Source organism: Psychrobacillus sp. FSL K6-4046 (genome assembly GCF_038624605.1).
In the GTDB taxonomy this organism is placed as follows: domain Bacteria; phylum Bacillota; class Bacilli; order Bacillales_A; family Planococcaceae; genus Psychrobacillus.
Genome location: NZ_CP152020.1, coordinates 3,501,543 through 3,517,691 on the forward strand (window position 1 = coordinate 3,501,543; position 16,149 = coordinate 3,517,691).

General features: G+C 37.9%; 15 protein-coding genes. 3 read left to right on the forward strand and 12 right to left on the reverse strand.

All coding sequences use genetic code 11. The features are described from left to right. Positions 1-89 precede the first annotated feature (89 nt). The 4 genes from MKY09_RS17205 to MKY09_RS17220 all read right to left on the reverse strand — a co-directional run bounded on the left by MKY09_RS17205 (position 90) and on the right by MKY09_RS17220 (position 3,899). On the reverse strand, positions 90-674 hold the full coding sequence (locus tag MKY09_RS17205; RefSeq protein ID WP_298470884.1) for a DNA-3-methyladenine glycosylase: 585 nt from the start codon (positions 672-674) through the stop codon (positions 90-92). After that, positions 674-1,948: an acetyl-CoA hydrolase/transferase C-terminal domain-containing protein gene (locus tag MKY09_RS17210; protein ID WP_251553312.1), complete on the reverse strand. Its 1,275-nt coding sequence runs from the start codon at positions 1,946-1,948 to the stop codon at positions 674-676. The genes MKY09_RS17205 and MKY09_RS17210 overlap by 1 nt, the downstream gene beginning before the upstream one ends. A gap of 21 nt (positions 1,949-1,969) precedes the next feature. After that, entirely contained in the window at positions 1,970-2,500 is a 531-nt protein-coding gene (locus MKY09_RS17215; RefSeq protein ID WP_342567179.1) for a DNA topology modulation protein, read from the reverse strand. 172 nt (positions 2,501-2,672) lie between these two features. Next, positions 2,673-3,899 carry an MFS transporter gene (locus tag MKY09_RS17220; protein ID WP_340881707.1) on the reverse strand — a complete coding sequence of 409 codons (1,227 nt, stop codon included), beginning with the start codon at positions 3,897-3,899 and terminating at the stop codon, positions 2,673-2,675. A gap of 174 nt (positions 3,900-4,073) precedes the next feature. On the opposite strand from MKY09_RS17220, the gene thrC reads away from it, so the two are divergent. Further along, complete coding sequence (gene thrC, locus MKY09_RS17225) at positions 4,074-5,132, forward strand: threonine synthase (RefSeq protein ID WP_342567180.1); 1,059 nt, start codon at positions 4,074-4,076, stop codon at positions 5,130-5,132. Beyond that, a complete protein-coding gene (gene thrB, locus MKY09_RS17230; RefSeq protein WP_342567181.1) occupies positions 5,132-6,073 on the forward strand; it encodes a homoserine kinase in 942 nt (313 codons plus the stop codon). The genes thrC and thrB overlap by 1 nt, the downstream gene beginning before the upstream one ends. Positions 6,074-6,141: 68 nt before the next feature. On the opposite strand, the gene zupT is transcribed toward thrB, so the two are convergent. The 6 genes from zupT to MKY09_RS17260 form a co-directional block, all read right to left on the reverse strand. Continuing rightward, entirely contained in the window at positions 6,142-6,951 is an 810-nt protein-coding gene (zupT, locus tag MKY09_RS17235) for a zinc transporter ZupT (protein WP_169358489.1), read from the reverse strand. An 83-nt stretch (positions 6,952-7,034) separates the two neighbouring features. Further along, positions 7,035-7,661 carry a uracil-DNA glycosylase gene (locus MKY09_RS17240; protein ID WP_342568265.1) on the reverse strand — a complete coding sequence of 209 codons (627 nt, stop codon included), beginning with the start codon at positions 7,659-7,661 and terminating at the stop codon, positions 7,035-7,037. A gap of 70 nt (positions 7,662-7,731) precedes the next feature. Then, positions 7,732-8,349, reverse strand: a complete 618-nt coding sequence (locus MKY09_RS17245) for a phosphatase PAP2 family protein (protein ID WP_342560012.1) — start codon at positions 8,347-8,349, stop codon at positions 7,732-7,734. Positions 8,350-8,539: 190 nt separating this feature from the next. Beyond that, positions 8,540-9,445, reverse strand: coding sequence for an NAD(P)/FAD-dependent oxidoreductase (locus MKY09_RS17250; RefSeq protein ID WP_251553351.1), 906 nt, complete (start codon positions 9,443-9,445; stop codon positions 8,540-8,542). Between the two features lie 212 nt (positions 9,446-9,657). Further along, a complete protein-coding gene (locus MKY09_RS17255; RefSeq protein WP_342567182.1) occupies positions 9,658-10,500 on the reverse strand; it encodes a DUF6612 family protein in 843 nt (280 codons plus the stop codon). Positions 10,501-10,573: 73 nt separating this feature from the next. Further along, positions 10,574-12,061, reverse strand: coding sequence for a peptide MFS transporter (locus tag MKY09_RS17260; RefSeq protein WP_342567183.1), 1,488 nt, complete (start codon positions 12,059-12,061; stop codon positions 10,574-10,576). A gap of 133 nt (positions 12,062-12,194) precedes the next feature. Here MKY09_RS17260 and MKY09_RS17265 point away from each other — a divergent pair, with 133 nt between their 5' ends. Beyond that, the gene (locus MKY09_RS17265; protein WP_342560013.1) at positions 12,195-13,913 is read left to right on the forward strand and encodes an ABC transporter ATP-binding protein; all 1,719 of its coding nucleotides are present in this window, start codon (positions 12,195-12,197) and stop codon (positions 13,911-13,913) included. A gap of 76 nt (positions 13,914-13,989) precedes the next feature. Here the strand turns inward: MKY09_RS17265 and hflX are convergent, their stop codons facing one another. Both hflX and MKY09_RS17275 read right to left on the reverse strand, forming a co-directional pair. Beyond that, a complete protein-coding gene (hflX, locus tag MKY09_RS17270; protein WP_342567184.1) occupies positions 13,990-15,261 on the reverse strand; it encodes a GTPase HflX in 1,272 nt (423 codons plus the stop codon). Positions 15,262-15,276: 15 nt separating this feature from the next. Next, positions 15,277-16,017 (reverse strand): VOC family protein, encoded by a 741-nt coding sequence (locus tag MKY09_RS17275; RefSeq protein WP_342567185.1) that lies wholly within the window; start codon positions 16,015-16,017, stop codon positions 15,277-15,279. Positions 16,018-16,149 lie beyond the last annotated feature (132 nt).

Sequence of the window (16,149 nt, forward strand, 5' to 3'; positions counted from 1 at the left end):
TTTTTACATTATTTCCTCGTTTATTGTCATCAAAATTAGCTTAAATTTGGTTGAGGACTTTTAGTACCCATCAATCAGTATTAGTTGTTCTATCGCATTTTCGATACATATGGATTGTCAGTTTCCCAGAAACGATAAGGATAATGAACGGCTTCTCCACTGTTTTCTATCCCAATGCGTGGTCCAGTAGAGATGGATGGAGCTGCCTCACCCTCTGACATATATAAAGGCTTTTCACTCCAATGATGCCCATAGTAATCCATTGTAATAGACATTGCCTTCGTCAGCTTTCCTGGACCGTTTGTCCATTGCTTTATTGGAAGCTCACGTCTATTCACTTTCATTTGTTCCAAACCTTCTATTGGCTCTACAGCACGTATTAAAATAGCCTGAGGAATGCCCGTTGGAGCTGCAACTACATTAATCAATGTATGCGTGTGCATTTGATACGTATAAATTAATCCTGGCTCCCCGAACATTACTTCTGTTCGCTTCGTTCTGCGATTACCAAAGCTATGAGCTGCTCGATCTTCTGCCCCCATATATGCTTCCGTCTCAACAATTTTCCCAATTAGCAGACCACTAGTATGCTCATGGATTATGTACTTCCCTATTAAATCCCTTGCAAGCTCTAATGTTGGTTGATGAAAAAAAGTAGGCTCGATTGGTTTCATTATAAAATTAGCCCCATCTTTTTCGCTTCAAATGTGAGCTCTTCTCGGAACTTAGGATGAGCGATTGAAATCAGCTGCTCAGCCCGCTTGGAAATCGGCTTGCCGAACATACTAGCTACGCCGTATTCGGTGACAATCATATCAATGTCATTTTTAGATGTAGTCACTATAGACCCAGGTGTTAACGAAAGCTTAATGCGAGAAATCTCGTCATTTTTGGCGGTTGATGTCATACATACAAAGCCTTTTCCTTTTTTAGAAAATCTTACTCCCCTTGCAAAATCAGCTTGTCCACCTGAAGATGAATAATATTTACCTGCAACTGTCTCAGAAGCACATTGTCCATACAGATCTACCTCAGTAGTTGCATTAATAGATACAATTCGTTCTTCCTTTGCAATTTCACGTGGGTCATTTACAACACTAACCGGTAAAAACTCTACGGATGGATTATTGTTTAGAAAGTCATACAACTTCTTGGATCCATGCGCAAAAGTAGCTACTATTTTTCCTCTGTTCGTAAATTTCTGTGTACCATCAATAGCACCCGCCTCCACTAAGTCGACAATTCCATCTACAAACATTTCCGTGTGGATTCCTAAATGCTTATGATTTTTTAGTAGGCTTACAACTGCATTTGGAATAGAACCTATTCCAATTTGTAACGTATCTCCGTTATCAATCATATCAGTAACATACTCTGCTATTTTTAGGTCCTTGTCTCCGATCGGAGGCGCCACATCTTCTAATAAAGGACGATTATTTTCTACATAACCAAGTATTTGACTAATATGAACTTGATTTTGACCAAATGTTCTTGGCATATGCTCATTCACTTCTAATATGAATGGCACTGTTCCAATAAACTCACTCACTATATCTGCCTGTGTCCCCAAGGAAAAGTACCCAAATTCATCCATAGGAGATGCAACTGCCATAACCATCGAAAGATTCGTGGATGACCGTAGAATTCTAGGCATCTCATGAAAGTGATTTGGCACTAAGTCGACTAGACCTTGATGGAATGCCTTTCGCGTTGCTCCACTTAGAAAGTAAGAAACATGCTTTAACTTTCCAGGATAGGCACCTTCCATATAAGGACGATGCTTTAATGCCAACAGCTGATGCACCTTTACATTCGTTAAGTCATGAGCATTTTCTTCTAATATATCTAAAAGCTTATGTGGTTCTCCATTTGTTAAAGGTAGAATGATATCTGCATTCGGAGGTATTAACTCGATTATTTGCCTGTCACTCAATATTTTTTCTTTCATTTTTTACACCCCTAATATATTTCATTTTACTGGTGAAACAGTATTTAAAAATGTCTTTAGTTCCTTAGGATTTCTTAATATGCATATGTCCCTGCTCTTACCAGCTTCAGACAGTACCTTGAGTATGGTAGGCCTGACTTTACTTGGAAAGCCCCAGACGAACTTTAGAAAATCCCAATCCAACTTCTCATTACAGCCGGAAGCCATGTCATCTCTAGTCTTCCCATGGTGTTTCCAAACCCGTTTTAATACTCTATATGTACAGAGTGTTCGTCGGAAATCCAAAAATATGATTAAATCAGCATACTTCACTCTCCACTCAAGTGTTGAGTTGAAGTTTCCATCTATAATCCATTGATCATCTTCTAGCTTCTTTTTTACCTTTTCTATGAACTTATCTTTTGAAACTGGGACCCACCCCTCGTTCCAATAGAGGGAATCTAAATGAACCAATGGCAAATCCCACTTTTTAGCGAGCTGCTTTGAAAAAGTAGACTTACCTGCTCCACTAGACCCAATTATTAGTATCTTTTTGTGTTTTGAGCCTGGCATTTTATATATCCCCCTTTATATGTGATAACTTCATTGTACTATTTTTTAACCAAGAGACAAACAAGAAAAGCGCAAGCGCCTATGTCTGTCCCGACAGGCAAATGGGGAAAAGCGAGGAAGAATTTCCTAAACAATAAAAAAACTGCCTCATAGGAAGCAGCTTTTTACCTTCTTATTCTAGTTCCACTTGTTTAGTTTCCGTACCTAAAAATATAATTGCTATCACGCCTATGATAATGGCAATACAGAAGATACCAAAGATCCATCCAATTTCATACCCAGCAGTCACTAGAGAACCTACTAATAATGGGCCAAGTATTCCACCAATACGTCCAACAGATGCAGCCATGCCTGATCCTGTTGCACGAATAACAGTTGGATATTGCTCTGGTGAGTATGCATACAATGCTCCCCATGCTCCCAAGTTAAAGAAGGACAGCAGCATACCAGATACAATCAAGACTGCTGTTGTTTCCGCAGACCCAAATACAAAAGCACTAGCTGCAGTCCCTAACAAATAAGTAACAAGAACAAATTTACGCCCTGCTTTCTCAATTAGCCAGGCAGCAGAAAAATAACCAGGTAATTGAGCTAAGGTCATAATTAGAACATACTCAAAGCTTTGGATTAGAGAGAAACCTTTCATGACCATCACACTCGGTAGCCATAAGAACATCCCGTAATAAGAAAATACGACAGTAAACCAGACAATCCATAACATGAGTGTTGCTTTTGCATACTTCTTTGCCCATACACCCTTCATATTTTGGAGGATAGATCTAGTTTCAGTATTTTTTTCAGCATATTTTGGAGAATCAGGTAGCTTTAAACGTAAATAGATCGCATAAAATGCAGGTAACGCAGTGATTAATAGTGCAACTCTCCAACCATAGTCAGGAATTATAAAGTAAGCAATCAATGCGGAAATAATCCAACCAGCTGCCCAGAAGCTTTCTAGTAAGACAACTACTCGTCCTCTTTCCTTTGCCTCCACACTTTCTGACACTAAAGTAGATGCAACAGGTAGCTCTCCCCCAAGCCCCATACCTACAAGAAAGCGTAGAGCTAAAAATGCAAGTAACGTGGTAGTTAGAGCAGATAAACCACTTGCAACTGAGAACAAGATTAGCGTTATCATAAATATCTTCTTTCTACCGACCTTATCAGCCAATACTCCAAATACAAGAGCACCTACTGCCATTCCAATGGAGTTAACACTTCCTATCCAGCCCATTTCATTTGGAGTTAGCGCCCATTCTGTAGCTAATGCCGCAATCACGAAGGATAAAATTCCGACGTCCATTGCATCAAACATCCATGCCAGTCCTGCTATACCAAGCAATTTATTTTTAGATAATGGCTTTTGTACACTAACTTTTTCTTCTTTAGTTGTAGTCATCTTTTACTCCTGTCTTTACACATGTAATGTTTTTAGTTTACATGATTAGTATACTCATTGTTTAGGTAACTTACAATACAAATTTCTTATTGTTTTTTTAAAATATTTAGAGTAAAATGTCCTTTATACAAATACAAATGTTTCTTCAAGAAAAACAGAAGGGCGGAAATCCACATGGCTTGGCAAGGACTTATTGAACAATATAAAGAATTCTTACCTGTTACAGAAAATACACCTAAACTTACATTATTAGAGGGGAACACCCCTCTTATTAAATTAGAAAATTTATCAGAAGAATTAGGAATCGAATTATTTGCAAAAATAGAAGGAGCAAATCCAACAGGGTCCTTCAAAGATAGAGGAATGGTATTCGCAGTAGCAAAGGCTAAAGAGGAAGGTAGCAAAGCAGTAATTTGTGCCTCTACTGGGAACACTTCAGCGGCGGCAGCGGCCTATGCAGCAAGAGCAGGAATGCGCGCAGTAATTGTTATACCTGAAGGAAAGGTCGCGGCTGGCAAGTTAGCTCAGGCTTATATGTATGGAGCTGAGGTAATTCAAATAGAAGGGAACTTTGATGTGGCATTAGACATGGTTCGTACTATTAGCGAATCTTCTCCCATTACTCTAGTAAACTCTGTAAATCCTTATAGAATAGAAGGACAAAAAACTGCATCTTTTGAGATTTGCGATGTACTTGGAGCTGCTCCAGATTATTTAGCAATTCCAGTTGGAAATGCCGGAAATATCACAGCCTATTGGAAGGGCTTTAAGGAATACAACGATAAAAAGCAAACTGGGCTACCCAAAATATATGGATTTGAAGCCGAAGGTGCTGCTGCTATAGTTCAAGGGAAACCTATAGAATTCCCTGAGACAATTGCTACAGCAATTCGTATAGGTAATCCGGCAAGCTGGGAGTATGCTGTTGCCGCAAGAGATGAATCAGGAGGACTTATAGAAGCTGTATCTGATGATGAGATGATTGCGGCATATAAGCTAATTGCTAGTAGAGAGGGTATCTTTGCAGAACCTGCATCCTGTGCATCCATCGCTGGAGTTTTAAGATCTGTCAATGAAGGTAAGATAAAACCTGGCAGCAAGGTCGTTGCAATTCTAACTGGAAATGGGTTAAAGGATCCGCAAACTGCAATTGATGTAAAAGTGGAACCACCACATAAAATTGAAAGTAACGCAACTGCACTAAGTGCATTTATAGAGGGGGTGCTTGCATAATGTCATGGACTATTTCAATACCAGCAAGCACAGCAAACTTAGGTCCTGGTTTTGACTCAATAGGTATTGCATTAGACAAATATTTAGAGGTTGAGGTAGAACTTGCCCCCCAGCTTTCTATCGAAAATTTTACTGAGAATCTGCCAGTCGTCTCCGACCCAGCGGATCATCTGATTGTCCAGGCTGCTTCTAAAACAGCAGCTATGCATGGACTGGAACTACCAGCTTGTGCATTAAGATTAAAAAGCGAAATCCCTCTAGCCCGCGGTATGGGAAGTAGTGCGTCTGCTGTAGTTGCTGGAATTGAGGTAGCCAATCAATTGCTACAGCTTCAGCTGACTGCTCATGACAAGCTAAAAATAGCTACAATGATAGAAGGACATCCTGATAATGCCGCTGCCTCTATTTTTGGAGGCTTTACTATATCTTCTAGTACTGATTATGGAGAAATTCACGTTTTTCATTCATACCATATAAATGCTAGTTTTGTATTAGCTATTCCTTCATTCGAACTCAAAACAGAACTAGCTAGAAATGTCTTACCTGAGCATTACACACGACCAATCGCGACACAGGCTAGTGCTTCTGCAAATTTATTGGTAGCTGCCTTCCTCTCTCAGTCCTTTGAGCAGGCAGGTATATACATGGAAGAGGATTTGTTTCATGAGCCTTATCGCTTAGACCTGATTCCACATAGTAGAGCTCTAAAAATTGCAGCAAAAAAAGCAGGTGCTTTCGGTACTTGTATTAGTGGTGCTGGCCCTACCCTGTTGTCTCTTGTACAAAAAGGAAAGGAGATGGAGTTCATTTCTCAAATGAAAGACTCTTTTCCTAGCTTTGAATTTGTACCAACCTCTATCAATAAAACAGGAATTGTTTCTTTAAAACAAAAACCAAGCAAAGAGGCATCAAAACGGCCACCTCAGCTTTCCTCTATTTAAATAGGAGTCTCCGTTCATATAAAAAGCAGTGAAAGTCTCTCATCACGAGGAGACCTTCACTGCCTTTTTTATGCCATTAATACTAAACTTAAAGCCATCACAAGCATCCCAGCTACAACCCCATACATTGAAGAATGAGTTTCATCATACTTCTTCGCAGCAGGCAATAGCTCATCTAACGAAATAAATACCATAATACCGGCAACTGCCGCAAAAATTATCCCGAACATTACACCATTTAAAAATGGCATCAATATTAGAAAGGCAACTAAAGCACCTACTGGTTCTGCCAGCCCGGATAGGAATGAAAGTTTAAATGCTTTCATTCGACTACCCGTAGCATAAAATATAGGAACCGCTACGGCAATCCCCTCTGGAATATTATGAATAGCTACTGCAATAGCTATTGCTATACCAAGGTTAGGATCCTGTAATGCTGAAGCAAAGGTTGCAATCCCCTCTGGGAAATTATGAATACCAATAGCAAGAGCAGTAAACATACCCATTTTCATTAAACGAGCATCTTCTGCATTCGCTGGTTTGAGTTTCATATCCTCAACACCTTTTACTTCATGCGGATTTTCATGTGAAGGAATCAACCTATCTATTAAAGCGATGAAAAACATCCCGCCGAAGAAACCAGCTAAAGTAACCCAATAGCCATTAGTAGAACCTAGCTCTTCTACTAATGAATCTTTGGCCTTAACAAATATCTCTACGAGGGAAACATAAATCATCACTCCAGCTGAAAACCCAAGTGCTACAGATAGGAACTTTTTGTTTGTTCTAGTAGTAAGTAAAGACAATAAGCTCCCTATCCCAGTAGCTAGGCCAGCAAATAAAGTAAGTAATAATGCAAAAACTACATTTCCATCCATTGACCCATCTTCTTTCTCTCTAATTTAAGCTTATTATACTTAAAAAGTTTCCTTTAAGCAACTTTCTTCAACCAAAGAAAGTGTCAAAATCTTTGCTTTTTAATGTAATCCCCTATCGTTTTCCAATCGTCTTCTAGAAATTCTCTGTTGGAAGGGCGATAGAAAACAGAAGCAGGATGATAGGTTGGAATAATTGTATAGGTTTCACTAGACCAAGTATACTGGGTGGAGTTTAAAGACTCTAAAATTTGAACAGGTCTTTGCAATAATTGACCGTGTAATTTAGAAACAGTCGCACTTTTTCCGAGTAAGCGTTGTAATCCCACATTTCCTAACGTAACAATTAGTAATGGAGAAATATTTAATAGTTCAAAATCTAAAATTGGAGCATGGGCAATGATTTCACTTTGAGTAGGAGGACGATTATACTTCTTTTTTACTGTCTCACCATTTCTTTGTTTTTTTTCTTTCCAGATAAATGGACGGCTTCTTACAGCACTTGTCATATACACTTCTTCTCTTGTGAGCCCTATACTAGCTAACGATTTTTTTAGCTCCTCCCCTGCTCTACCTACAAAAGGGAGACCTTGTATCGCCTCGTTCTCTCCTGGCGCTTCTCCCACTAGCATAAGAGTAGGCTTTCTCGGTCCTTTACCTTTTACAAAACCTTCAACCGGTGATCCCTCTATTCTTTTTATGCATATATCCATTAAATGGTTCGGTATCTCAAACACTTTCTTTCCTCCTTACAAAAAATCCTCTCCACGAATCGGAAAGGATTTATAATCTATTATTTTTATTTTTTCTATTACGCTTTCTATATTCGTACCACAGAGCCACCAATACAAACCATGTATACCCGACCATCCATCCAGCAAACACATCGGATGCATAGTGGCGAGATTCTGCTATTCGAGAAAGTCCTATCATGATAGACATGAATATGGCCCCCAACCAAATGGTTACGGTGATTTTTCTATTAGTCTGATGCTCAGTAGCTAAATAAGCAATTGTAAACAAATAGAGCAGGCCAACCATCGCATGACCTGAGGGGAAACTATAAGTTTCTAATTGGGAAGGGACGTCGGGACGTTCTCGTTGAATCACTCTTTTAAGCAGTTGGTTCAAGGCATTTCCAACCCCAACCGTAAATAAAACATATAGCATGCCTCGATAATTATGAGAACGTATCCATAATAATAAAATAATTAATAACGCGATAAGTAAAATAAATTTTGTATCACCAAAATAGTGAAATGCTGTGATGAATGAATTACCTTCAAGAAGATTGCCCATTTTTTGATCTAACGACACTACCTTATCTTTAGCTATATTCAAAAACAGCATTGTAAACCCAAGTAATGTAACAAGTCCTAGTGGATAAAACCATTTTTTCACAGAATCCCTCCTATTTGTTATAAAAATTATAAGCCAGATAGCTTACAAGTACAAAGAATTAGCGAATGATATAAATCCATAAGCTAATTTTAGAGAGGGGGCAGAGGTTCTAAGCAACCTCTGTTTTTAAGGATAATCGATTAGGGGAATAGACAGGTTTTAATGAGTCAAAGATGCATTTATAAAAAAACTAGAATCGTTCCTCTGTCAAATCTGTGTTAATGGAGACTGCCGCCTTATTTCCATCTGCAGCTGCAATCAAAAGAGATGAAGGTATAGGCTTTCTAGATTCTCCAGCAACATATACATTTTTTTGTGTTGTTCGACAACGTGGGTCAGTCATCACTCTTCCTTTCTCATCTATTTCACACCCTAATTTCTCAGCAAAGTAGTTTGGGCGATAATACGTGGGAGCAACAAATCCAAGAGTTCTATTAATAATCTCACCGGACGCCAACTTTACCTCTTTGAGATAACCCTCTTCACCCACAAGTTCCTCTATTCGATCATTTTTTATTTCAATATTATGCTTGGCAAGCTCGCGCATACCTTCCTCTGATAAGTTATTTCCATTAGTTAGCACCAACAGGTCATTTGACCAATTATAAATGAGTTTAACCATATGTAGGATGTGTTCTTCCTTTTCAGCTAGAATCAGAAGTGGCTTATCCCGTAACTCCCACCCATCACAATAAGGACAACTAAAGAGGCTTTTTCCATAGAACTTCCGAATACTTTCAATCGGAAACACTTCTTGAATACCTGTTGCAAGCAATAATTTTTCGGAAACATATTCATTATTGTCTCTTGTTTTTACGATAAAATTACCTTCCTCTTTCTCTCTCCTTACTTCAATAATGGTCTTATTAAAGTAACTTACATTCGGGTAATTTTTTAATTCACTTAGCCCAATCCCTTTGAATTCATGTGGTTTTATGCCATCTCTTGTTATAAAGCCGTGTGATTCATGAGTTACTCTATTACGATTTGTCCCATCGTCGAATAAGGCAATTTTTCTTCGTGCTCTTCCTAAAGTTAAACTAGCACCCAAGCCTGCGGGGCCGCCTCCGATAATAATACAGTCATACATTGATATTGCCTCCTTACATAAGCCAAGTCAAAGAGGTTAGCATGCTAACCTTCCTTTTATTAAATAATTTTCCCCTTTTAGTGTTCCCTAAATTCAATGTTTCCTAACATTACTTTATTAAGAAAACTTTTAAAAAACTAAAGGGCTTGAAGGAAATATAAAAAGCCTGCCTATAAATGTTGAATTATCCAACAATTATAGGCAGGCTTTACTCATTTTTATATAGTTATCGCACTATCAATAACTTCTTGAGGAATTTCAATTTTTTCTACTCCATTAAAGTTAGAGAAATCTGTCTTCATATCTTGATTCATATTAATAGATTCGCCTTCTGCTTCCATATCCATATCTACAGTAACATCAACCTTAGTAGTTTGGAAGCTCTCTTTATCAATATGAATTAAGTAACTGATTGAATTAATTTTCACATCTAGTTGTACGTCTTCTCCAGCCTGTGCCATGCTTTGAAGCGTTTCATCTATTTGAGCTTGTACTAATTCATTAAATTTGTCACCTGATGCATCAAGTGTCAAAATATAATTTTTGTCATCTTGTTCAAACTTAAAGTCTTTAATATAGTCTTCAAGTTCAGAAAGCGAGCTAGCAGGGTTAGCTGAATTTGTTTGAGCCATGATGTCACCAACCGCATCTACTGGTACCTTCATCCATTGCTTCCCTGTTCCCTCATACATATAAAATTCAGTTCCATTGAAGTACATCTCTGCTTCCATAGACTCGTCCATTGAACCATCTTCTGTTTTCATAGAAGTTGTTCCTTTTTGGTACATTTGCATTGGCTCAATAACTATATCCATGTCCATGTCAGCCTTAAGCTCCACGTTTGTTTCTTCACTTGGTATATTCATTTTTTGGTGTAGATTCACTTTAGCAGAAACACTTGACAGTTCTTCTGACACCGCCAATGATTTGTTATATACTTCTTCCAAAGTCATATCAGTAGTTTCTTTTACTTCCTTATTAGCCGGCGTAGCAGTGTCGTTACAAGCAGCTAATGCAAAAGTCATCGTAGTAGCCGCTAATAGCATTTTCCATTTCTTCATGTTAGTCCCATCCCTTCTTTGTTTCACACTTAACATACGAACAAATTATTGAAAGGTTTCACTTTTTTAACAATTAACGAATACCACGCATGTATTTTTGGATAATCGGTGTCATTAGATAAAGAATTACCCCTAACCCTATTGCAATTGCACCTATTACTCCAAAGTACATAATTTCTGTTTCTGGCTTGTACAATTTTACAACCTGCGCATTAATTGCTTGTGCAGAAGCATTTGTCATAAACCATAAACTCATCGTTTGCGCAGCAAAAGCAGCTGGAGCTAGCTTTGTAGTTGCAGACAAACCAACTGGTGAAAGAAGTAACTCACCAAGTACTACTAAGAAAAAGCTTAGAACAAGCCACATAGGATTAGCTAACGTATCAGTACCATTAAAGTAAGCAGGGAAAATCATTACTACAAAGGACAGACCCGCAAAGAATAACCCATATGCAAATTTACGAGGGGTTGACGGTTGTCTATTCCCAAGTTTCACCCATAACCATGCAAAGACTGGAGCAAGGGCGATGATAAATAATGGATTCAACGATTGGAACCACGCAGGTGAAATTTCAAATGACCCAAGAGTTAGATCTACACGCTCATCTGCATATTGAGCTAAAATGTTAGAACCTTGCTCTTGAATTGCCCAGAACATCATTGCTGCTACGAAAAGTGGAATGTAAGCAAGTAAACGAGACTTTTCATCTTCCGTTGACTTATCACTTCTATACATAATAATGAAGTATAGAGTTGGGATTAAAATACCAAGTATGGAGATAGTCATAGTGAAAACGTCAATCGTCATAATACCAGCTTGAATCAGATAAAAACCAAGTGCTGCAATAATTACTACGGCTATTACTAATCTCGTAAAGAATTTTTTCTTTCCTTCTTTAGTAAGCGGATTTGGTACATAAGATCCTGCCAAGCCTAAATATTTTTTCTTAGTTAGTAAAAAGACTACTAAACCTATTGCCATACCTACAGCTGCCAAACCAAATCCTAAATGGAAGTTATACTCTAAGCCGATTGTCCCAACGATTAATGGTGCAATGAAAGCTCCCATATTAATACCCATATAGAAAATACTGAAACCTGAATCTCTACGAGCATCCTCAGCGGAATATAAATCACCGACAATAGTAGAAATATTAGACTTTAATAAACCAGTACCAATAATGATAAATGCCATGGATATGAATAAGGTAGTTAAACCACCTGGGAATGCCAGTACAATATGACCGATCATAATTAATACTCCGCCATAGAACACTGTTCTTGTAGTACCGAATAGTCTATCGGCTATCCAACCACCAATAATCCCAGACATATAAACTAAGGAACCATAAACAGCCATAATAGAGTTCGCTGTTGATCGTTCTAGCCCTAAACCGCCTTGAGTCACTTCGTAATACATATAATAGATTAAAATTGCGCGCATACCGTAGTATGAAAAACGCTCCCAAAACTCCGTAAAGAACAAGGATAGAAGACCTTTCGGCTGTCCAAAAAATCCTGTTTGTGGTACGGATTTTACTATTTCTTCTTTCGATAACATCTAATTACGCCTCATTTCTACAAAATAATAATTAAAATATTTCCTATTCTTTCAAAAAAGAAACATTATAATATTTCGACAACTGAAATTATTCGTTATAATAGTCGTTATGATAATGAAAAGGGGATACGAAATGCTCAAGAAATTTTTTTCATTTTACAAACCACATAAACGATTATTTATTATTGATTTTAGCAGTGCCGTTTTTGTTGCAATTTTAGAACTAGCATTCCCAGTAGCTGTGCAATGGTTTATCGATGACCTTCTGCCCTCAGGAAATTGGGAAACAATCGTGCGTGTAGGTATAGTTCTCTTATTCGTCTATATTATTAGTACTGTACTCCAATATATCGTGAGCTACTTGGGGCACAAGTTAGGTATTAACATTGAGACGGATATGAGACAAAAACTATTTAACCATGTCCAACGACAATCATTCCGGTTTTTTGATAACACGAAAACGGGCCACATTATGAGTAGAATCACAAATGACCTGTTTGATATCGGAGAACTAGCACATCATGGACCCGAGGACCTATTTATTGCCATAATGACTATTATAGGTACCTTCACTATTATGTTCAACATTAATCCCGAGTTGGCTATTATTGCTATTATAATGGTTCCTTTTTTATCTATTGTAGCAACCTATGGGAATATCATGATGAATAAAGCTTGGAAAAATATGTACGGGAAAATAGCTGACGTCAATGCAAGAGTAGAAGACAGCGTTTCCGGTGTACGAGTTGTCCAATCCTTTACAAATGAAAATTTTGAAATTTCAAGATTCAAGGAAGATAATTCACAATTCCGAATAGCGAAACTAAAAGCTTACAAAGTCATGGCAGGTACTCATTCTACCATCTATATGATGACAAGGCTAGTAACTTTAGTTGTCCTGGTAGTAGGAGCATGGTTCTCTTTTCAAAACTACATAACTTATGGAGAGCTAGTAAGTTTTATTTTATATGTAAATGTACTAATTAAGCCAGTGGATAAAATTACCGCTTTATTGGAATTATATCCTAAAGGAATGGCTGGATTTAAGCGTTTCTTAGAATTAGTGGAGCAAGAGCCGGAAATAGAAGATAAACCGAATGCAATTCAAGTAAATCATTTAAACGGTAATATTTCCTTTAGTCATGTTAGCTTCCAATACGATGAGCATAAAACTGTGTTAAAGGATATTAACCTTTCCATACGTGCTGGTGAAACAGTAGCATTTGTTGGTCCTTCCGGGGCAGGGAAAACAACCATTTGTTCCTTAATACCTCGTTTTTACGATGTCAGTGACGGGGCAATTTCTGTTGATGGGATCAATATACAAGATTTATCTCTTCAATCACTCCGCTCACAAATCGGAATAGTCCAACAGGATGTATTTTTGTTTACCGGCACCATTCGAGAAAATATTGCTTATGGAAAAAAGGATGCTACGGAAGAGGAGATTAGAAGTGCAGCTAAGAAAGCACATTTAGAAAGCTTAATCGCTTCCTTACCAGCCGGGTATGAAACACAAATAGGTGAACGTGGACTAAAATTGTCAGGTGGACAAAAACAAAGACTGGCAATAGCTCGAATGTTTTTAAAGAATCCGCCTATTCTCATTTTGGATGAGGCAACTTCTGCTCTCGATACAGAAACAGAAAAAATTATCCAGCAATCACTAATGGAGCTAGCAGAGGATCGTACAACTCTTATAATTGCACACCGCTTAGCAACAATTAGAGACGCGGACCGGGTAATTGTAGTAACTGAGGACGGAATTGCCGAAGATGGATCATACAACGAGCTTGTGGCTAAAGAAGGTATTTTTGCAAGACTTCATAACATACAGTTTCAACAAGTTTAAACTAAAATATACTTAGCTAATTTGAAAAAAACAGCATAAAAAAGAAGCTCCGAAAATTTTTCGGAGCTTCTTATTTTTATGGGTTATACACAAATCCCTCTAAACGATCATAATCTGATTTTTTTAATTCCACGTGCACTAGCGTTCCTTCTTCCTCATATGAGGTCGACTTAACTGTGGCTTTCTCATTAAGATATGAAACGATATCTCCTCGATCAAATGGAATTAGCAGATCGCACTGAACATAGTCAGAGAATATATACTTTTTAATAATATCTAACAGTTCATCTAAACCTTTCCCATCTTTTGCAGATATCCAGATATTACTTCCTGCAACGTGTGGGTACATCATGTCTGCTAAATCCGATTTATTGTAAACAAAAATTGTTGGAACGTCCTTTACTCCCACTTCAAGTAGAGTTTCATTCGTCACATCCATCATATAGCGGTGTTCATCATTAGAAACGTCTACCACATGTAATAGTAGATTAGCATCCCTTGCTTCCTCAAGTGTTGATCGGAATGCCTTCACTAGATGATGGGGTAGTTTACTGACAAATCCTACTGTATCAGTTAATAGGAATTCCTTTTGGTCTGGTAGTTTAATTTGACGGACGGAAGTTTCCAATGTAGCAAAGAGCATGTCTTTCTCAAATACTTGCTTCGATTGTTCTTGTCCAATCTTTTGAAGCAGTTGGTTCATAATCGTAGACTTTCCGGCGTTGGTATAGCCAACTAGAGAAACAACAGGTATATTATTTTTTTTACGTTGTTTTCTTTGCGTTTCCCTTTGATCCTTAACTAGTTCTAGCTCTCTCTTCAGCTTTGCTATTTGGTCTTCAATTTTACGACGATCCAATTCTAGCTTTGTTTCCCCAGCACCACGGTTACTAACTCCCCCGCCCGTACTACCACCCTGACGACCAAGGGAGGCTCGCAGTCCGACAAGTCTCGGTAGCATATATTGAAGTTGTGCTAGTTCCACTTGCATTTGTGCCTCATTGGATTTTGCGCGTCTTGCAAAAATGTCTAAAATTAGCATAGTACGATCTATTACCTTGCATTCTAAATCTCGCTCTAGGTTTCTTATTTGAGATGGAGAAAGTTCATCGTTAAATATAACGAGATTTGCATCTGTAGCATCGAAGAGATTTTTTATCTCCTCTACTTTACCTGTTCCTACATAATGAGAAGATGTCACTCGCTCTAAATTTTGAGTGATTTCACCAACAACCTCCACATCTAAAGCTGCAGCTAAATTAATAAGCTCCTCTAATTCATATTCGAAATGCTCATCTTTTTGCAGCTTAACTGCAACTACAATCGCTCTTTCATCTAACTGTTCCATTATAAAATCCTCCTCTTAATCGAAACGATATACTCCTTGTTCGTAAACAATAGCTTCTTGGTTAGGGAGGCCTTTAATTTGCACACTAACAAGCCTTTCTTTAGTCCCTTGTTTCAGCTGTTTAAATATTAATTTTGTATTGGGTAAGAATAACGTTTGATGATCGTAAGTAACATTCAGATAGCTAGTCCATTTCTCTATTACTTCCCTTGGATTTTCTACATGAAACTCACAGCTCTCAATGTTGAGTTGGAGGTTACTATTGTTCACTGTTCCCTCCTTCTGAAGCAACTCATATCTTTCATCATCCGTTTCTTCCCACTCTATAAAAAATGGCGCAGGTAAGCTGTCACTAACTTCTTCTTTAATAAATAGCATTTTCCATTTACGTAAAGATCCAGCAGCTGTCTTTCTTTCAGCATACAATACTCCTGTTGTTTCTATACCTTTGTTTTCTAAGTCTTTTCTAAGTACTTCCAAATCATTTGCTCTAATGCAAATCGTTCCAAAACCTGGACCTTCATTTAAATCATGGAGCATTAATTCTACTAAAGGGTGTACTACACGCCTAGCTACCTGTTCCTCTTCCATCGCTAACCATTCTACATAACTATTTACCGTATAAAGAAGTGCATTATACGTCCCCCAGTTTAAATGCTGTCCACCAACCACGGCATTAATTCCTTGCTGCTGCCAATCTCCGGCCACTTCTATAGGTTTTTTATTCACAAAATGAACAATATGGTCTAAAAACATACATTCACCTCTTATCTCAAAATTATCCTTTTATTAAATTAAGTATACAGGAAAACTGAAAAAAGCACCGATTATTACCTCGGTGCTTAAATCCTGTGTAAGCTCAAATCACAGCTAATACTCACTCTAGGA